Origin of the sequence: Streptomyces sp. NPDC093252, from assembly GCF_040683675.1 — a bacterium.
Taxonomy (GTDB): Bacteria; Actinomycetota; Actinomycetes; order Streptomycetales; family Streptomycetaceae; genus Streptomyces.
Genome location: NZ_JBFBEM010000001.1, coordinates 677,023 through 697,811, shown reverse-complemented (window position 1 = coordinate 697,811; position 20,789 = coordinate 677,023). Strand labels below are relative to the sequence as shown.

Annotated in this window: 6 protein-coding genes and 1 pseudogene; 3 read left to right on the top strand and 4 right to left on the bottom strand. The window is 77.2% G+C overall.

Annotated features, from left to right (window positions below):
* Positions 1-21: 21 nt before the first annotated feature.
* From AB0O01_RS02780 to AB0O01_RS02770, 3 genes and pseudogenes are all read left to right on the top strand, one after another.
* Positions 22-8,823 carry a type I polyketide synthase gene (locus AB0O01_RS02780; protein WP_365310281.1) on the top strand — a complete coding sequence of 2,934 codons (8,802 nt, stop codon included), beginning with the start codon at positions 22-24 and terminating at the stop codon, positions 8,821-8,823.
* Positions 8,824-8,839: 16 nt separating this feature from the next.
* A pseudogene (locus tag AB0O01_RS02775) lies at positions 8,840-12,766 on the top strand (beta-ketoacyl synthase N-terminal-like domain-containing protein); the annotation flags it as partial.
* 56 nt (positions 12,767-12,822) lie between these two features.
* Positions 12,823-13,965: an LLM class flavin-dependent oxidoreductase gene (locus tag AB0O01_RS02770; RefSeq protein ID WP_365310278.1), complete on the top strand. Its 1,143-nt coding sequence runs from the start codon at positions 12,823-12,825 to the stop codon at positions 13,963-13,965.
* Between the two features lie 233 nt (positions 13,966-14,198).
* Here AB0O01_RS02770 and AB0O01_RS02765 read toward each other — a convergent pair whose 3' ends face one another.
* The 4 genes from AB0O01_RS02765 to AB0O01_RS02750 form a co-directional block, all read right to left on the bottom strand.
* Positions 14,199-17,024, bottom strand: coding sequence for a LuxR C-terminal-related transcriptional regulator (locus AB0O01_RS02765; protein WP_365310276.1), 2,826 nt, complete (start codon positions 17,022-17,024; stop codon positions 14,199-14,201).
* 130 nt (positions 17,025-17,154) lie between these two features.
* On the bottom strand, positions 17,155-18,063 hold the full coding sequence (locus AB0O01_RS02760; RefSeq protein ID WP_365310274.1) for an alpha/beta fold hydrolase: 909 nt from the start codon (positions 18,061-18,063) through the stop codon (positions 17,155-17,157).
* On the bottom strand, positions 18,060-19,904 hold the full coding sequence (locus tag AB0O01_RS02755; protein WP_365310272.1) for an ABC transporter ATP-binding protein: 1,845 nt from the start codon (positions 19,902-19,904) through the stop codon (positions 18,060-18,062). The genes AB0O01_RS02760 and AB0O01_RS02755 overlap by 4 nt, the downstream gene beginning before the upstream one ends.
* Positions 19,901-20,788: an ABC transporter permease gene (locus AB0O01_RS02750; protein WP_365310270.1), complete on the bottom strand. Its 888-nt coding sequence runs from the start codon at positions 20,786-20,788 to the stop codon at positions 19,901-19,903. The genes AB0O01_RS02755 and AB0O01_RS02750 overlap by 4 nt, the downstream gene beginning before the upstream one ends.
* Position 20,789: the final 1 nt, after the last annotated feature.

Here is a 20,789-nt window from a genome sequence, read left to right as displayed (position 1 = left end):
CCGCGCACGAAGGGTGGATTCATGAACGACAGCCGCATGCGGCACCTCCTGGAACGGGTCACCGCCGAGCTGCACGCGACCCGGGGCAGGCTCCGCGAGGCCGAGCAGAGCGACCGGGAGCCCATCGCGGTCGTCGGCATGGGCTGTCACTTCCCGGGCGGCGTCGACTCGCCGGAGGACCTGTGGCGGCTGGTCGCCGAGGGTGGCGAGGTGGTCGGCGACTTCCCCGAGGACCGGGGCTGGGACCTCGGCGCGCTGTTCGCCCCGGGCACCGACGGATCGTCCGGCCCGCCCGGCACCTCCAGCACCCGCCGGGGCGCCTTCCTCGCCGCGCCCGGCGCCTTCGACGCCGACTTCTTCGGGATCTCCCCGCGCGAGGCGCTGGCCGTCGACCCCCAGCAGCGGCTGCTCCTGGAGACGGCCTGGGAGACCTTCGAACGCGCCGGGATCCGCCCCGACACCCTGCGCGGCAGCGGCACCGGCGTCTTCATCGGCACCAACGGCAACGACTACGCCCCACCACCCGGACAGGTCCCCGAGGACCTGGAGGGCTACATCCTCCCCGGCAACGCGGCCAGCGTCGCCTCCGGCCGGATCTCCTACACCTTCGGCTTCGAGGGCCCCGCCCTCACCGTCGACACCGCCTGCTCGGCGTCGTCCGTGGCGATCCATCTGGCCGTGCGGTCGCTGCGCGGCGGCGAGTGCGATCTCGCCCTCGCGGGCGGGGTGACGGTGATGACGACACCGTCGACCTTCGTGGAGTTCTCCCGGCAGCGCGGGCTGTCCCCGGACGGGCGGTGCAAGGCGTTCGCGGGGGCGGCCGACGGCACCGGCTGGTCCGAGGGCGTCGGCCTGCTCCTCGTCGAACGGCTCTCCGACGCCCGCCGCAACGGCCACCGGGTGCTCGCCGTGATCCGGGGCACCGCCGCCAACCAGGACGGCGCCTCGCACGGACTGACCGCCCCCAACGGCAGCGCCCAGCAGCGCGTCATCCGCCAGGCCCTGGCCGACGCCCGCCTCACCCCCGCCGAGATCGACGCCGTCGAGGCGCACGGCACCGGCACCCGGCTCGGCGACCCCATCGAGGCACAGGCCCTGCTCGCCACCTACGGCCAGGAGCGCGCCGACGGACAGCCGCTGTGGCTCGGCTCGGTCAAGTCCAACCTCGCCCACACCCAGGCCGCCGCCGGAGTCGCCGGGGTCATCAAGATGGTGCAGGCGCTCCAGCACGCCGAACTGCCCCGGACCCTGCACGTGGACGAGCCGTCCTCGCACGTCGACTGGGCGTCCGGCGCGGTCTCCCTGCTGACCCGGCACCGCCCCTGGCCGGAGACCGGACGGCCCCGCCGGGCCGGGGTGTCCGCGTTCGGCATGAGCGGCACCAACACCCACATCCTGCTGGAGCAGGCCCCCGAGGACGCCCCGGCCCCGCTGGAGCCACCCGAGGACCCGCCCGCCGACCGGGAGACCACCCCGCCCCCCACCGCCCCCCTGCCGCTCCCCCTCGTCCTCTCCGCCCGCACCCCCGCCGCCCTCACCGCCCGGGCCGCCGCCCTCGCCGCCCGGCTGCGCGCCGGGCCGCCCGCGCCGCTCCCGGCCGTCGCCCGGGAACTCGCCCTGGGGCGGGCCGCGCTGGAGGAGCGCGCGGTGGTCGTCGGCGCCGACCGGGAGACCGTCCTCACCGGCCTCGACGCCCTCGCCGCCGGACTGCCCGCGCCCGGCGTCGTCCGGGCGAGCGCCGGGACCGACCCCCGGACCGTGTTCGTGTTCCCCGGGCAGGGCTCGCAGTGGCCCGGCATGGCCCGGGACCTGCTCGACACCTCCGAGGTGTTCGCCGCCTCCGTCGCCGACTGCGCCCGCGCCCTCGAGCCCTTCACCGACTGGTCGCTGACCGACGTCCTGCGCGGCACCGAGGGCGCCCCCGGCCACGACCGGGTGGATGTCGTCCAGCCCGCGCTGTGGGCGGTGATGGTGTCCCTGGCCCGGCTCTGGGAGGCGTACGGGGTCCGGCCGGACGCCGTGGTCGGGCACAGCCAGGGCGAGATCGCCGCCGCGCAGATCGCCGGGGCCCTCTCCCTCCAGGACGCGGCCCGGGTGGTGGCGCTGCGCAGCCGGGCCATCCTCGAACTCTCGGGCGGCGGCGGCATGGTGTCGCTGGCGGTGCCCCTGGACCGGGCCACGGAACTCCTCGCCCCCTGGGCCGCCCGGATCGGCGTGGCGACGGTCAACGGGCCGTCCGCCGTGGTCGTCGCGGGCGAGGACACCGCCCTGGACGAACTCCTCGCCGTCTGCGCACGGGACGGGGTGCGCGCCCGCCGGATCGCCGTCGACTACGCCTCCCACGGCCCCCAGGTCGAACGCATCCGCGACCGGCTGCTCGACGCCCTCGCCCCCGTCGCCCCGCGCCGCGCCCGGATCCCGCTCCTCTCCACCGTCACCGGCGACTGGCTCGACACCGCCACCATGGACGCCGCGTACTGGTACACCAACCTGCGCCGGACCGTCCTGTTCGAACCGGCGGTCCGGCGGCTCCTCGCCGACGGCCACGACCTCTTCGTGGAGACCAGCCCGCACCCCGTGCTGACCACCGCCGTCCAGGACACCGCCGAGGCGGCGGGCGCGGCATCCGTCACCGTCACCGGATCGCTGCGGCGCGACGACGGCGGCCCCGCCCGCCTCCTCACCTCCCTGGGACACGCCCACGTCCACGGGGCGGCCGTCGACTGGACGCCGGTCCTGCCGCCCCACGGCCCCCGCGTCGCCGATCTGCCCACCTACCCCTTCCAGCGGCAGCCCTACTGGCTCGCCCCGGCCACCGCCCCCACCGACGCCACCGGCCTCGGACTGCGCCCCGGCGGCCACCCCCTGCTCGGCGCGGCCCTGCGCCCCGCCACCGGCGGCACCCTCCTGCTCACCGGCCGACTCGCCGCCCGCACCCACCCCTGGCTCACCGACCACACCGTCCTCGACCGGACCGTCGTCCCCGGCACCGCCCTGCTCGAACTCGCCCTGCGCGCCGCCGACGAGACCGGCGCGGACACCGTGGACGAACTCGTCATCGAGACCCCCCTCGTCCTGCCCGCCGCCGACGCCGTCGACCTCCAGGTCGCCGTCACCGCCCCCGGCGACGACGGCCGCCGCACCCTCACCGTCCACTCCCGCCCCCAGGGCGCCGACGACACCGCCGACTGGACCCGGCACGCCACCGGCACCCTCACCCGCGCCACCACCCCCGCCACCAGCACCCCCGCCGACCCGCCCGGCACCTGGCCCCCGCCCGGCGCGGCCCCCCTCCCGCTCGACGGCCTCTACGACCGCCTCGCCGACTCCGGCGTCCTGTACGGCCCCCGCTTCCAGGGCGTCCGCGCGGCCTGGCGGCGCGGCACCGAGGTCTTCGCCGAGATCACCCTCACCGAGGAGGAGAGCACGGCGGCCGGACGGTACGGACTCCACCCGGCCCTCCTCGACGCCGGGTTCCACGCCACCGCCCTCACCTCCGACACGTCCGCCGCCGGGCCCGGCAGCGCCCTGCTCCCCTTCGCCTGGACCGGCGTCCGGCTGCACGCCTCGGGCGCGCACACCCTGCGGGTCCGGCTCGCCCCCACCGCCGGCGGCGGACTCTCCCTCGCCGCCCACGACCCGTCCGGCGCGCCCGTGATCTCCGTGGCCGCCCTGTCGTACCGGCCCGTCGCGGCCGACCGGCTCGCCGCCGGGACCGGCCTCCCGCCGCTGACCCTGGCCTGGCGGCCCGTCCCGCTGCCCGACCGGGCCGGGCCGCCGCTCTTCCTCGGCCCGGAGGGACCCGCCGGGATCGCGGAGACCCTCGCCGCCGCCCGCCCGGTCCCGGAGACCGTCTGGTACGAGGTGCCCCGGGCCGACGACGAGGACGCGCCGGCCGCCGCGCGGGACGTGCTCCGCCGGGTCCTCGCCCTCGTCCAGGACTGGCTGGCCCGCCCCGGCGCGGACGGCGTGCGGCTGGGTGTGCTCACCCGGCGGGCCGTGTCCGTCGACGGGGAGGCGCCCGACCCGGCCGCCGCCGCCGTCTGGGGGCTGCTGCGCACGGCCCAGTCCGAACACCCCGGGCGGCTGCTGCTGGCCGACACGGACGGTTCCGAGGAGGCCCGCGCGCTGCTCACCCCGGCCGCGGCGACGGGCGAGGACCAACTCGCCCTGCGCGCGCCCGCACCGGGCTCCGGACCGGCCCGGGAACGCCCCCATGCCCACGTCCCCCGCCTCACCCGGGCCACCCCGGCCCCCGCCCGCCCCTTCGCCGCGCCCGGCGGAACCGTACTGATCACCGGCGGCCTCGGGCTGCTGGGCGGGCTGATCGCCCGTCACCTCGTCACCGCCCACGGTGTACGGCACCTCGTGCTGACCGGCCGCCGGGGCGCACGGACACCGGGCGCGGGCGAGACGGTCGCCGCGCTCACCGGCCTCGGGGCCGCCGTCACGGTCGCCGCCGCCGACGCCGCCGACCGGGACGCCCTCGCGGCCGTGCTGGACGCCATCCCGGCCGACCACCCGCTGACCGCCGTCGTCCACGCCGCCGGCACCCTCGACGACGGGACCCTCGCCGCCCAGACCCCCGCGCGGCTGGACACCGTCCTGCGTCCCAAGGCCGACGCCGCCTGGCACCTCCACGACCTCACCCGGGACCACGACCTCACCGCGTTCGTGCTGTTCTCCTCGGCGGCCGGGATCCTCGGCGTCCCCGGCCAGGCCAACTACGCCGCCGCCAACACCTTCCTGGACGCCCTCGCCGCCCACCGCCGCGCCCAGGGCCTGCCCGCCACCTCCCTCGCCTGGGGACTGTGGGAGCAGAGCGGCGAACTGACCGGGCATCTGGGCGACACCGACCACCGGCGCAACGCCCGCCACGGCACCCGCCCGCTCACCACCCCCGAGGGCCTCGCCCTCTTCGACGCGGCCACCACCACCGACGCCCCCCTCCTTGTCCCCCTCGCCCCCCTGCACGGCGCCGACCCCGCCCAGTTGCCGGCGGTCCTGCGGGACGTCGTACGGACCCGGCGCCCCGCCGTCCCCGCCACGGCCGGGACCGGGACCGGGACCTCCGGCACCCCCTTCGCCGACCGGCTGCGCGCCCTCGGACCGGGGGACCGCGAGGAGACCGTGACCGCGCTGGTGCGAGCCGAGGCGTCGACCGTCCTCGGCCGCGACGACCGCACGGCCGTCGCCGCCGACCGGGCCTTCAAGGACCTCGGCTTCGACTCGCTGACCTCCGTCGAACTCCGCAACCGGCTCGCCACCGCCACCGGACTGCGGCTCCCGCCCACCCTGGTCTTCGACCACCCCACCCCGAACGCCCTCGCCCGCCATCTGCTCGCCCAGATGCTGGGCACCGGGGACGACACCCCCGCCCCGGCCGCGGTGAGCACCGCGCCCGCCGACGACGACCCCGTGGTCATCGTCGGCATGGGCTGCCGGCTGCCCGGCGGGGTCGCCTCGCCCGACGACCTGTGGGACCTGGTGGCCGGGGGCGGCGACGCCATCACCGCCTGGCCCACCGACCGCGGCTGGGACCACGAGGCCCTCTACGACGCCGACCCCGACCGCCCCGGCCGCACCTACACCCAGCACGGCGGATTCCTGCACGACGCCGCCGACTTCGACGCCGACTTCTTCGGGATCTCCCCGCGCGAGGCCCTCGCCATGGACCCCCAGCAGCGGCTGCTCCTGGAGACCTCCTGGGAGGCGTTCGAACACGCCGGGATCGATCCCGCCACCCTGCGCGGCAGCGCCACCGGGGTCTTCGTCGGCGTCATGTACAACGACTACGCCTCCCGGCTGCACACCCTGCCGCCCGAGCTGGAGGGCTACCTCCACAACGGCAGCGCCGCGAGTGTCGCCTCCGGCCGCGTCTCCTACACCTACGGCTTCGAGGGCCCGGCGGTGACCGTGGACACCGCCTGCTCGTCGTCGCTGGTGGCGCTGCATCTGGCGGTGCGGGCGCTGCGCGCCGGGGAGTGCGAACTCGCGCTCGCGGGCGGGGTCGCGGTGATGGCCTCGCCGTCCGGGATGGTCGCCACCTCCCGGCACCGCGCCTTCGCCCCCGACGGCCGGGTCAAGGCGTACGCCGCCGGGGCCGACGGCACGAGCTGGGCCGAGGGCGTGGGCCTGCTCCTCGTCGAGCGGCTCTCCGACGCCCGCCGCCACGGGCACCCCGTCCTGGCCGTGGTGCGCGGCACGGCGGTCAACCAGGACGGCGCCTCCAACGGACTGACCGCGCCCAGCGCGAGCGCCCAGCAGCGGGTCGTGGGGCAGGCCCTCGCGGACGCCGGACTGTCCCCCCAGGAGGTGGACGCTGTGGAGGGGCACGGCACCGGCACCACCCTCGGCGACCCCATCGAGGCACGGGCCCTGCTCGCCGCGTACGGCCGCGACCGGCCCGCCGGCCGGCCGCTGTGGCTGGGGTCCCTCAAGTCCAACATCGGGCACACCCAGGCCGCCGCCGGGGTCGCCGGGATCATCAAGACCGTGCAGGCCATGCGGCACGGCGTACTGCCCCGCACCCTGCACGTCGACCGGCCGTCCCCCGACGTCGACTGGGAGACCGGCGGCGTACGGCTCCTGACGGAGCAGCGGGCCTGGGAACCGGCGGGCGAGGGTGTGCCCCGGCGCGCCGGGGTCTCGTCGTTCGGCGTGAGCGGCACCAACGCGCATGTCGTCCTCGAAGGGGTCACGGTCGAGGACGCCGAGCGGACGGAGGGTGGTACAGCACAGAGCCGGGCGCGGACCGGGGAGGGCTCGGCACAGAGCCCGGCGCGGACCGGGGGAGGCCCGGCGGAGAACCCGGCGCGGACCGGGGAAGGCCCGGCCCAGAGCCCGGCGCAGACGGAAGAGGGCGTCGCCGCCGGGCCGCTGCCCTGGATCCTCTCCGCCCGCACCCCCGCCGCCCTCGCCGCCCAGGCCGAACGCCTCCTCGCCTCCCTCACCACCGCCCCGGACACCGACCCCGCCTCGCACACCGACCCTGCCCCGGACACCGACCCTGCCCCGGACACCGACCCTGCCCCGGACATCGCCCACACCCTCCTCGCCCACCGTCCCCTCTTCGACCACCGCGCGGTCGTCGTCGCCGCCGACCGCGCGGGCGCCGCCGAGGGCCTCGCCGCCCTGGTGCGCGGCGAGCCCGCCGGGAACCTGGTCCGGGGCACCGCCGCCGAAGGCATCCGGACGGTGTTCGTCTTCCCCGGGCACGGCTCCCAGTGGCCCGGCATGGCCCGGGAACTCCTGGACGCCTCCCCGGTCTTCGCGGCCCGCGTCGAGGCGTGCGCCGCCGCCCTCGCGCCCCATCTCGACTGGTCGCTGACCGACGTCCTGCGCGAACGGCCGGGGGCGCCGGCCCTGGACCGGGTCGAGGTCGCCCAGCCCGCCCTGTGGGCCGTCCTGGTGGCGCTGGCCGCGCAGTGGGAGGCGTACGGGGTGCGCCCGGACGCGGTGGTCGGGCACAGCCAGGGCGAGGTGGCGGCGGCCTGCGTCGCCGGCATCCTCACCCTCCCGGACGCGGCCCGGATCGTCGTCGAACGCAGCCGTATCCTCGCCTCGCTGGTCGGCCGGGGCGGGATGGCCTCCCTGGCGCTGCCGCTGGACGACGTGGAGGAGCGGATCGCGGCCTGGCCGGGACGGCTGTCCGTGGCGACGGTCAACGGGCCGTCCGCCGTGGTCGTCGCGGGCGAGGACGACGCCCTGGACGAACTCCTCGCCCAGTGCGCGCTGCGCGGCGAACGCGCCAAGCGGATCCGGGCCGCCACGGTCGCCGGGCACTCCCCGGTGATCGACGAGGCGAAGGACGAACTCCTCGCCCGGCTCGCCTTCGTCACCCCGCGCGAGGGCCGGATCCCGCTCCACTCCACGGTCACCGGCTCGGTCGCCGGGCCCGGTGAGCTGGACGGCACCTATTGGTACCGCAACATCCGGCAGACCGTGCGGTTCGCGCCGGTCGTCCAGGACCTGGTGGCCAAGGGCCGCACCCTGTTCGTGGAGGTCAGCCCGCATCCGGTGCTGACCGGCGGCATCCAGGACACCGTCGACGCGGCGGACGTCCCCGAGGTCGCCGTCACCGAGACCCTGCGGCGCGGCCACGGCGGACCGGACCGCTTCCTCGCCTCCCTCGCCGTGGCGCACACCCATGGCGTACCGGTCGACTGGACCCCGGCGTTCGCCGGGCGCCACCCCCGCCGGGTGGCCCTGCCCACCTACGCCTTCCGCCGCCGCCGCTACTGGCTCGACGCCCTGCCCGCCCCCGCCGCCCCCGCCCCGGCGATACCGGGGGCACCGGAGGCAGCCGCCCCCGCCGAGACCCTGACGGACCGCCTCGCCGCCCTCCCGCCCGCCGCCCGCACCGCGACCCTGACCGATCTGGTCCGCCGTCAGACCGCCGAGGTCCTCGGCCACGACGACCCGGCGGAGGTCGCCGCCGACCGGCAGTTCAAGGATCTCGGCCTGGAGTCCCTCACCGCCGTCGATCTGCGCAACCGGCTGGCCGCCGCCCTCGACCGGCGGCTCCCGGCGACCCTGGTCTTCGACCATCCCACCCCGGCCGCCGTCGCCGCCCACCTCACCACCCTGCTCCCCCCGCCCGACCCCGACCCCGGCACCCACCGCCCGGCCCGGGACGTCCTCGCCCTGCTGGAGGGCACCGCGCCCGACGACCCCGACCTGCCCGCACTCGCCGCCCGGCTGCGGACCCTGGCCGCCCGCTGGAGCGGCGAACCCGACCTGGAGTCGGCGACCGACGACGAACTCTTCGCCCTGCTCGACGCCGGGACGGAAGACACCGAGGAGACCGATCGTGGCCGATGAGGACAAGCTGCGCGGCTATCTGCGCCGCGCGCTCGACGAGAGCCGCGAGGCCCGCCGCCGACTGGACCGGCTGGAGTCGGCGCTGCGCGAGCCCATCGCCGTCGTCGGCATGGGCTGCCGCCTGCCCGGCGGGGTCGACTCGCCCGAGACCCTGTGGGACCTGGTCGCCCGGGGCGGCGACGCCATCGGCCCCTGGCCCGACGACCGGGGCTGGGACCTGGACGCCCTCTACGACCCCGACCCCGACCACCCCGGCACCAGCTACGCCCGGCACGGCGGATTCCTCTACGACGCCGCCGACTTCGACGCCGAGTTCTTCGGGATCTCCCCGCGCGAGGCGCTCGCCATGGACCCCCAGCACCGGCTGCTGCTGGAGACGTCCTGGGAGGCGTTCGAACGGGCCGGGATCGACCCCGCCGCCCTGCGCGGCAGTGGCACCGGGGTCTTCGTCGGCCTGGCCGGGCAGGACTACCACACCCGCCTCGACCGGATCCCCGCCGAACTGGAGGGCCACCTCGGCATCGGCAACCTCGCCAGCGTCGCCTCCGGCCGCCTCTCCTACACCTACGGCTTCGAGGGCCCGGCGGTGACCGTGGACACCGCCTGCTCGTCGTCGCTGGTGGCGCTGCATCTGGCGGTGCGGGCGCTGCGCGGCGGGGAGTGCGAACTGGCCCTCGCGGGCGGGGCGACGGTGATGTCGACACCGGCCGGGTTCGTCGCCTTCTCCCGCCAGCGCGGGCTGTCCCCGGACGGCCGCTGCCGCGCCTTCTCCGCCGCCGCCGACGGCACCGGCTGGGCGGAGGGCGCCGGACTGCTGCTCCTGGAGCGCCTCTCCGACGCCCGCCGCCTCGGCCACCCCGTCCTGGCCGTGGTACGCGGTACGGCGGTCAACCAGGATGGCGCCTCCAACGGCCTCACCGCCCCCAACGGCCCCGCCCAGCAGCGCGTCGTCCGCCGCGCCCTCGCCGACGCCGGACTCACCGCGCGCGAGGTGGACGCCGTCGAGGGCCACGGCACCGGCACCACCCTCGGCGACCCCATCGAGATCCAGGCCCTCCAGGGGGTCTACGGCCGCGACCGCCCCGCCGGTGAACCGCTGTGGCTGGGCTCCCTCAAGTCCAACATCGGGCACACCGCGGCGGCGGCCGGGGTCGCGGGCGTCATCAAGACCGTCCAGGCGCTGCGCCACGCCACCCTCCCCAAGTCCCTGCACGCGGACACCCCGACCCCCCACGTCGACTGGTCGGACGGCGGCGTGCGCCTGCTCGCCGAGGCCCGCCCCTGGCCGTCCGGCGACCGTCCGCGCCGGGCCGGGGTCTCGGCCTTCGGCGTCAGCGGCACCAACGCGCACATCATCCTGGAGCAGGCACCGCAGGAGGGGGCACCCGACGAGGCGGGCGGACACCCGGACGACGCCGTCCTGCCCTGGCCCCTCTCCGCCCGCTCCCCCCGCGCCCTGCGCGACCAGGCGGCCCGGCTCGCCCGGCTCCTGGAGGACCGTCCGCAGGCCCGGCCCGCCGATGTGGCCTGGTCCCTGGCCACCCGGCGCACCACCCACCGCCACCGCGCCCTGGTCGTCGCCGCCGACCGCGCCGAGGCCCTCGCGGCCCTCCGCGACCTCACCACCGGGGCCGGTGAGCCCGCCACCGAACCCGGCCGCACCGCCTTCCTCTTCACCGGCCAGGGCAGCCAGCGCACGGGCATGGGCCGGGAGCTGTACGCCCGCTTCCCCGCCTACGCCCGTGCCTTCGACGAGGTGACCGCCGCCCTCGACGAGCACCGGGCCGGACCCTCCGTCCGGGACGCGGTGCTGTCCCCGGAGCACGGCCCTCTCCTCGACCGCACCGCGTACGCGCAGCCCGCCCTCTTCGCCGTCGAGATCGCCCTGCTGCGGCTGCTGGAGTCCTGGGGGGTGCGGCCCGACGCCGTCGCCGGGCACTCGGTCGGCGCGCTGGCCGCCGCCCACGCGGCCGGGGTCCTCGATCTGCCCGACGCGGCCCGACTGGTGACCGAGCGCGGGCGGCTGATGCAGGCCCTGCCGGAGGGCGGGGCGATGGTGGCGGTGGAGGCGAGCGAGGAGGAGGTGGGGGAGGAGGTGAGGGACGCGGCCGGGAAGGGGGTGGCGGTCGCCGCCGTCAACGGGCCCCGCTCGGTCGTGCTGTCCGGCGACGAGGACGCCGTCCTCGCCGTCGCCGCCGGGTTCCGTGCCCGGGGCCGCCGGACCGCCCGGCTGCGGGTGAGCCACGCTTTCCACTCCCCGCACATGGACGGCATGCTGGACGACTTCCGCCGGGCCGCGAAGGCGGCCGACTTCCGGCCCGCCGCCCTCCCCGTGATCTCCGATCTCACCGGCGCCCTCGCCGACGACGGCGAGCTGGGCTCCGCCGACCACTGGGCCCGCCACGCCCGTGAACCCGTCCGGTTCCTGGACGTCCTGCGCACGGCACGCGCGCTGGGCGTCACCCGGTTCGTGGAGGTCGGCCCGGACGCCGTGCTCACCGCGCTGGCCGGTGACGCCCTGGCCGACGGGCCGGTGCTCGCGCCCCTGCTGCGCGCGGGCCGCCCCGAGGTCCGGACGCTGCTGTCGGCGGTGGGGCGGCTGCACGCGGACGGCGTGGCGGTGGACTGGCCCGCCGCCTTCGAAGGGCTCGCCCCGCGCCCGGCCGACCTGCCGACCTACCCCTTCCAGCGACGGCGGCACTGGCTTGACGCCACCCTGACCCGCGCCACCGCCGAGGCCCTGCCCGCCCCGGACCCGGAGGCGTCCGACGCCGGGCCGGACTGGACCGCCGCCGGGCTCACCGGACCCGCCCTCGACGCCGCCCTGCTGGACCTCGTCCGGACCCGGGCGGCCGGGGTGCTCGGGTACGCGACGGCGGACGAGGTGGCGGAGGGGCGGCCGTTCGTGGAGGCCGGGCTCGACTCGCTGTCGGCCGTCGAACTGCGGGCCCGGCTCGCCGCCGCCACCGGGCTGCCGCTGGGCGGCGCCCTCACCATCCGCCACCCGACGCCCCGCGCCCTCGCCGCCCACCTCGGCGACCTGCTGCGCGACCGGCCGGGGCCCGGTGCCGGGGAGCGGCAGGGGCCGCTGACGGAGGTGTATCTGCGGCTGTGCGGGGCCGGGGAGACCGGCGCCGCGACCGAGGTGATCGTCGCCGCCGCGCGGCTGCGGGAGACCTTCACCGCGGCCGGTGCCGCCCGGCACGCCGACGCGCCGGTCGTCCTGGCCAAGGGCGCCGCGCCCACCGCACTGGTCTGCTTCCCCGCGCTCACCGCGCTGTCCGGCCCGCACGAGTACGCCCGCTTCGGCCGCGCCCTCGACGGGCACCGGGACGTCCTCGCCGTACCGGCGCCCGGGTACGCGCCGGGCAGCGGGCTGCCGGACTCGGCGGACACCTTCGTCGCGATGCAGGCGGACGCGGTCGAACGGCTCGTCGGGGACCGGCCGTTCGCCCTGCTCGGGCGGTCCCTGGGCGGCTGTGTCGCGCACGCCGTGACCGAGGAGCTGGAACGCCGGGGCAGGGCCGTGCCGTCGGGCCTGGCGATGGTCGACACCTACCCCATGGACACGGCGTCCCTGCCCGGCATGGAGTGGTGGATGCCCGCCATGATCAACGGCATGGTCGACCGCTTCGACGCGTTCGAACTGGGCCTGAGCGACGACGGGCTGACCACCATGGGCGGCTATCTGCGCACCTTCGGCCCCTGGCAGCCCCGCCCGGTCACCACCCCGACGCTGCTGCTGCGGGCCACGCAGCCGCTGCCCGGCACGCCGGAGCGGCCGGACCCCGGTCCCGGGGGGCCGGTCCCGGACACCCGCGCCTTCTGGCGGCTCCCGCACACCACGGCCGACATCCCCGGCGACCACTTCTCCGTCCTGGAGGAGCACGCACCGACCACGGCGTCGGCCGTGGCGGACTGGCTCGCCGCGCTCGACCGGTGACCACCACCGGCCGCCCATCCCCGTACTGGACACCGCAAAAGGGAGCACACCCCGCCATGACCACCCCGCCCCGTCCCCTCCACCTCGCCGTCGCGCTCGACGGAGCCGGCTGGCACCCCGGGGCCGCCGCCCCGGACGGCAACCCCTACGGGCCGGAGCACTGGACCGCGCTCGTACGGGAGGCCGAGCACGGACTGCTGGACTTCGTCACCCTGGAGGACCCGCCCCGGCGCCCCGCGGCCGGACCGCTCGCCCACAGGCTGGACGCCCTGCTGGTCGCCGCCGCCCTCGCCGGGCGCACCGAGCACATCGGCATCGTGCCCACCGCCGTCCTCGACCGCGCCCAGCCCCTGCACATCGCGCGCGCCGTGGCCACCCTGGACCAGCTCACCGGCGGCCGGGCCGGCTGGCGCACCCAGGTGACCCCGGCCCGGCCGATCAACCTGGACGAACTGTTCACCCCCGAGGTGCAGCGGCCGATGGCCGAACTCTTCGAACGGGCCGCCGACCTGGTCCGGGTGGTGCGCGCGCTGTGGGACGGGGTGTCCGACGAGAAGGAACTGCGCGCTCTCGCCCCCGGACGCTTCGCCCCCGCCGACCCCGACCCGCAGGGCAGCTTCACCGCGATCGAGCCGCTCGGCGGGACCGCCGGGGACTGGCTCACCCTGGACGGCCCCGCCCTGGCCCCGCCCGCTCCGCAGGGCCACCCGCTGATCTTCACCCTCGCCCACATCAGCCTGCCCTTCCGCTACGGGGCCCGCTCCGCCGACGTGGTGTCCGTGACCCCGCACAGCGCCGAGGAGGCCGCGGCCACCGTCGCGGAGATCCGGGCCGCGCAGAGCGCCGCCGGGCGCGCCGACGAGACCGTGCACGTCTTCGCCGACCTGGTGGTCCTGCTGGACACCGAGCCCGGCCGGGCCGCCGAACGCCGGGCCCGGCTGGACGAGGCCCACGGCGGCCCGTTCACCTCCGACGCCCATATCGCCGTCGGCACCCCCGGCGAGGTCGCCGATCTGCTGCTGGAGTGGCAGCGCGCCGGGATCTCCGGCTACCGGCTGCGGCCCGCCGCGCTGCCGGACGACCTGACCGCCGTCACCCGGGCCCTGGTGCCCGAACTCCAGGCCCGCGGCGCGTTCCGCACCGCCTACGAGGCCGACACCCTGCGCGGCCTGCTGGGGCTGGCGCCGCGGACGGTGTGACGGTCCCGTCCGGGGTGAGGTGGTGTGGTGGTGTGGTGCCACACCCCGGCGAGGGGGTTGCCGGGCGCCGGGTTCTCAAGAGGCCCGGCCCCACGGCAGCTTGGCGCCAAAGGCACCCCCGGTGCTGGAGCCCGGCCCCAAGGGAGCCCGGTGCTATGGACACCCGGGGCCAGGGGCGCCCGGTGTCAGGGGCACGCGGTGTCACGGGCACCCGCCCCCAAGGGCGCCCCGCATCAGGGATGCCCCCCGGCCCGTGCCGACGCCCGTTCCTGGGGGCCGTGTTCCACCGCCCCCAGCAGCGACAGCGGCAGATCCGCCCGGCCCTTCACCCGCAGCTTGCGATAGGTGTGCGTCAGATGCTGCTCCACCGTGCTGACCGTGATGAAGAGCTTCTCGGCGATCTCCCGGTTGGACAGCCCGGCCACCGCCAGCGCCGCGACCTGGGCCTCGGAGCCGCTCAGCGCCCCGGCCCGGTGCGGGCCGCCGCGCTCCGGCCGGACCGGCGGCGCCTCCCCCGCCGCGAGCCGCCGGGCCAGAGGGACGAGGCCCTGCTCCTCGGCGATGTCCAGCGCCTGCCGGGCCACCATCCGGGCCCGCCCGCGCTGGCCCGCCCGGGTGTGGACCTCGCTCAGATCCACCAGCACCCGCGCCAGTTCCAGCCGGTCACCGGCGCCCTCCAGCAGATCGGCGGACTCCCGCAGCAGCGCCGCCCGGCGCCGGGAGTCCGCCACCGACGCCGCCGAGTGCAGGGCGATTCCGCGCGCCCTCGGCTGGCTCACCGGCACCATCGCCACCTGCTCGACGGCCAGCCGCCGGGCCTCCTCCGTCCGGCCCAGCCGCAGCAGCGCGGTCACCGCGTCACCGCGCCACGGCACGAACGCGGGGAGGTCGATGTCCCACTCCCGCATCAGCCGCCCGCAGCGCGTCAGATCGTCCAGCGCCCCGTGCAGCAGATTCACCGAGAGCCGCCAGCGGCCCCGCGCGTGGAGGTACTGCACCCCGAACCGGGTCTCGTACAACTGCTCGGGCAGGGTCGCCACGGGGGGACCGCCCGCCTCCGCACGGCCGGTCGCCGCCGCGACCAGTTCCAGGGTCGCCAGCGGCGAGCCGATCAACGCGCCCCAGCCGCGCACCGACACCAGCCCCAGCGCCTGCCGGGCGCACCGCTCCGCGAGCCGCACCTCCCCCTGCCGCAGCGCCGCCTCCGCCCGCAGCGCCGCGAACAGCGCCTGCCAGGTGGGGACATCGCGCCGGGCGGCCTCCCGCGCCAGCCGCTCCGCCCAGGGCGCCGCGAGATCCGGCCGGTCGGCGTAGACCAGCACCGACAGCGCCTGGTGCACGGTCTCGAAGCTGGTGTCGTCCAGCGGCGTGGTCTGGAGCACCAGTTCGGCGCTGCGGACCGCGTCCGGTCCCGGGCCCGACCGCAGCAGCCGGTTCAGCACCCCCGACATCCGCGGCGCCGGCCCGTCCGGCGTCCGCAGCAGTGCCCGGGGCGAGGTCCGGGCCCTGGCCACCGGCCGGGGCAGCAGCGCCGGATGCGAGGCCGACAGGCCGTGCCGTACGGCCTGGTACTCGGCGCTCTGCCGGGCGTCCAGCAGATCCGCCGACCGCTCCAGCCGCCGCAGCGCCAGCAGGATCTCGTCGCTGCCGCCGGTCCACAGCAGCCGCCCCAGCAGCGGCACGATCTGGCAGCCCGGCAGCCGCCCCTCGCGCAGCGCCGCGACCAGCGGACGCAGCCGCCGGCAGGCGGTGTCGGGGTCGGTACGGAAGTCGACCAGGCTGCGCAGCACGGTCACCGTCGCCCGCCGGTCCTCGTCCGTCGCCGCCGCCTCCGCCACGTCGAGGCACGCCTCCGCGAACGCCGTGTCGTCCCGGTGCAGCGCCTCCCGCGCCGCCTCCAGCGCCACCGCGTACGCCCAGGGCTCGGCGCTGTGCCGGGCCGCCGCCAGGTGCACGGCCACCACCGGCGCCGGTTCCCCGGCGGAGTGCAGCAGCCGGGCGGCGGCCCGGTGCAGCAGCGTCCGTTCGGCGGCCGGCATCCCGGCGAGGACGGCGGTCCGGGCGGCGGGATGCCGGAACCGGCCCGCGTCCAGGAAGCCCAGCCCGTCCATCGCCGCCAGCGTCCCGGCCAGCGCGGACGCCGGACGGCCCGTCAGCCCCGCCAGATGGGCCGACGAGCCGGAGGCGTCCAGCACCGCCAGCGCGCGTGCCGTGTCCCGGTACTCCTCGCCGACCCGCCGGACACAGGCGTCCACGGCCCGCCCGTACTCCTCGCCCGGCAGCGGCTGCACCGCGCCGGGCAGTCCGGGTCCCGGCGCCCCGGCCGCCACGCGGTCGTGATGGTCCTCGGCGAGGGCCCGCAGCAGCAGCGGGTTGCCGCCGCTGAGCCGGTGCCAGGGGCGGGCGTCGAGCCCCGGGCCGACCAGTTCGCCGACGAGTTCCCCGGTGCCCGCCGGCGACAGGGGCCGTACCCGCAGCCGGGTCACATGCCGCTGCCGCACCAGCGAGGTGCGCCAGGACAGCTCCGTGGTGCCCGCCCCCGACGCCGCGTCCCGCTCGGCCACCACCAGCAGCACCCGTGTGCTGCGCAGCAGCCGTCCCACGTACATGAGGCTGTCCAGCGACGCCGCGTCCGCGAAGTGCACATCGTCGACGATCACCACCACCGGGGCCCGCTCCGACAGCGCCCGCAGCAACTGCCAGTGCACCTGGCTGACCCGGGCCGGGGTGGGCCGGTGGGCCAGCAGATCGGCGTCGCAGGCGGCCAGCGCCCCGCCGGGCTCGTAGGGGCGGAGCGCCCGCTCCCGCTCGGCGGCGGAGAACTGCTGGTGGCGGAAGATCTGGCCCATCACCCCCAGTTCGACGTCCCGTTCCGAGCAGCGGGCCGTGGCGTGCAGGACGACGGCCCCGGCCGCCGCCGCCAGTTCGCCCAGCACATGGAGGAGTTCCGTCTTGCCGCCGGCGACCGGACCGCTGAGCGCGGCCACCGCGCCGACGCCCGAGCAACAGCCCGCCAGCAGCTCTCGCAGTCGCGTCACCTGACCCTCGCGTTCCACCATGACCACAGCTCGCTCCCCATCCGACATCGCTCGGTGGCGTCGTACATGACGCGGAGGGCTGCGCTGACCTCCGCGCCGGGCTCGGCACAGTCCACAGCGGCACCGGGGCGGGCCCGTCCGGGCCCCGCCCTCAGGCCGGTCGCGCCCCCGCTCCTCTGACCCCGGTCCCCCCGGTCCCGGTCCCTCCGATTCCGGTCCCCTCGGTCCCCGATCCCCTGGCGCCCGTCCCTCCGGCGCCCGTCCCCCCGGCCGGAGGACGCGCCTCCCGGCCCGCCCCGCCGTCCCACCGCGTCCGGATCACCTCCGCGATCCGTTCCGCGTGGTCCGCGAGGAAGAAGTGGCCGCCCTCGAAGGTGAGGACCTCGGTCGGGCCGTCGGTGTGGTGGTGCCAGGCACGGGCCTCCTCGGGGGTCACCTTGTCGTCCCCGGCGCCGGTCAGGACCGTGACGGGGGCCGTGATCCGGGGGCCGGGGCGATGGCGGTAGCGCTCGATGGCCCGGTAGTCGCCGCGCAGCGTCGGCAGGATCATCGCCAGCAGATCGGGCTCGGCCAGCAGCTCCGGCGGGGTGCCGCCCTGCCGGACGATCTCGGCGGTCAGTTCGTCGTCGGCCGCGAGGTGCAGCCGCTCGGTCTCCCGGACCGCGGACGGGGCCCGCCGTCCCGACGCGAACAGCGCGGTCGGACCGGTGCCCGTCGAGGCGGTCAGCCGCCGGGCCGTCTCATAGGCGACGACCGCGCCCATGCTGTGCCCGAAGAACGCCGTCGGCTCCTCGCCCCAGGAGGGCTCCAGCACGGCGGTCACCGCGTCGGCCAGCGGCTCGATCTCGGTGAACTGGGCCTCGCCCCGCCGCTCCAGCCGCCCCGGGTACTGCACGGCCCATACCTCCACCCCGGGGTGGAGCAGTTCGGAAAGGCGCCGGAAGTAGCCGGCCGACCCCCCGGCGTGCGGGAAGCACACCAGGCGGACGGCCGCCGCCGGGGACGGGTGGAAGGCGCGGAGCCAGCGGTCGGTGTCGGGGTGGTCCACAGGAACGGTCATGTCCGTGATTCTTGCCCTTCCGGGGTCCGTTCGGGGCGGGGCAGCGAGGTCAGCAACTCCCGGGTGTAGGGATGCGCCGGGTCGGCGAACACCTGCCCGACCGGCCCCGACTCCACCAGCCGCCCGTCCTTCATCACCACGACCCGGTCACTGACGTGATGCACCACACCCAGGTCGTGGGAGATGAACAGCAGCGCCAGCCCCAGCTCCCGCCGCAACTCCGCCAGCAGATCCAGCACCTGCGCCTGGATCGACACGTCCAGCGCCGACACCGGTTCGTCGCAGACGATCAGCCGGGGCCCGGTGGCCAGCGCCCGCGCGATCGCCACCCGCTGCCGCTGACCGCCCGACAGCTCCAGCGGGCGCCGCTCGGTGAGCGCGGCCGGCAGCCCGACCTGGTCGAGCAGCTCGGCGACCCGGGCCGTCCGCGCCCGGCCCCGCGCCACCCCGGCCCGCGCCACCGCCTCGCCGAGGATCCGCCGCACACTGTGCCGGGGGTCGAACGAGCCAAGCGGATCCTGGTGCACCACCTGGATCCGGGTCCGCCGCCCCCGCCGCTCCCGCTCCGGCACCCCGCTCCACGCCTCGCCCTCGAACCGCACCGTCCCCGCGTCCGGTTCGGTCAGCCCCAGCACCATCCGGGCGGTGGTCGACTTCCCCGACCCCGACTCCCCGACCAGCCCCAGCGTCTCCCCGCCCGCGATCCGGAACGACACGTCGTCGACCGCCGTGTACACCGCCCCGTCCGCCGACCGGAACCGCTTGACCAGCCCCCGCACATCGAGCAGTTCGGGCGCCGCCCCGGCGCCAGGAGCCTGCGGGGCGGTGATGCCCCGGCGTTCCGGCGGGGACACGGCGACAGCCGCCCCCGAGTGCCAGCACAGCACCAGCGGGCTTCCCGGCTCCGGCCGGGGCGCGGGCAGTTCCGTACGGCAGCGGCTGTCGGCGGCCGGGCAGCGGGCCGCGTACGGGCAGCCACCGGGGCCGGGGGCGAGGCCGTCGCGGGGGGCCGGGACGGACAGCGGGCCGCCCTTGGCGGCGAAGGTGGGGACGGCCGCCAGCAGCGCCCTGGTGTAGGGGTGCCGGGGATCCTTGAGGACGTCCCGGGCCGGCCCCTGCTCGACGATCCGGCCGCCGTACATCACCGCCACCCGGTCCGCGAGCCGCGCCACCACCGCCAGATCGTGACTGATCAGCAGCAGCCCCGTACCGGCGCCGACCAGCCGCCCCAGCAGATCCAGGATCTGCGCCTGCACGGTGACATCGAGGGCCGTCGTCGGCTCGTCGGCGACCAGCAGCTCCGGCGCCCCGGACAGCGCCGACGCGATCAGCGCCCGCTGCCGCAGCCCGCCCGACAACTCATGCGGATGCTCGGCCGCCCGCCGCGCGGGGTCCGGGACCCCGGCGTCCGACAGCAGCGCCAGCGTCCGCTGCGCCGCCGCCGCGCCCCGGGCCAGTCCATGGGTGGTCAGCGTCTCGCGGATCTCGGCGCCCACCGTCCGCAGCGGGTCCAGCGAGACCAGCGCGTCCTGGAGCACCAGCCCGATCCGCCGCCCCCGCACCGCCCGCCACTCCCGTTCGGACAGCGAGGTGAGGTCGGTCCCGTCGAACGCGAGCCGCCGCGCCCGCACCCGGGCCCCCGCCCCGGTCAGCCCCAGCAGGGTGCGGGCCGTGACACTCTTGCCCGACCCCGACTCGCCCACCACCGCCAGGCACTCGCCCCGCCGCAGCGTGAACGACACGTCCCGCACCGCGCGGACACCGTCACCGCGCCCGAACGTCACGTCCAGGCCCTCGACGCTCAGCAACGGCTCCCGCGCGACCGCGGTCTCGGTACTCATCGCGCCGACCTCCGGGTGAAGCGCTCCTGGACATGACGGCCCACCACGTTCACGGCGATGACGGTCACCGTGACCGCCGCCCCCGGGAACACCCCGATCCACCACGCCGTCTGGAGGAAGTCCCGCCCGGCGGACAGCAGCGCCCCCCACTCGGGCGAGGGCGCCGCCGGACCCAGCCCCAGGAAGCTCAGCCCCGACGCCGAGATCAGCGCGGTGCCGAACCCGACGGCCGCCAGCGTCAGCAGCGGCGCCAGCGCGTTCGGCAGCACATGGCGCAGCACGATCGTCCGCCGCGGCAGCCCCAGCGCCACCGCCGACTCCACATACCCCGAGCGCCGCACCACCAGCGCCTCCGCCCGCACCAGCCGGGCGTACCCGGGGACGAACGCGATCCCGATCGCCAGCATCACATTGACCGTGCCCGCCCCCAGCACCGCCACGATCAGCAGCGCCAGCAGCAGCGCGGGCAGCGCCAGCAGGGCATCCGCCAGCCGCATCAGCACCTGGTCGGCGACCCGCCCGCCCAGCGCCGCCGCCAGCCCGAACGCCGCGCCCAGCACGACCGACAGCACCGTGGAGCCGAACCCCAGCAGGAGTGAGGGGCGGGCCCCGTACAGGATGCGGGTGTAGAGGTCGCGGCCGAGCTGGTCGGTGCCGAGCCAGGCTCCGGCGCCGGGGCCGCGCAGCGCGGCCGGGGGATCGGTCGCGGTGGGCGAGCCGCTGGTGAACAGGCCGGGCGCCACCGCCACCAGCAGCACCAGCAGCAGCAGCGCGCCCGCGAGCAGCACGCTCACCGGCGGTCCGGGCTGGCGCCGCCGCCGTGCCGGGGCGGACACGGCGGCGGCGGGTTTCGGGCCGAGTTCGGGGACGAGGGTGGTGGCCATG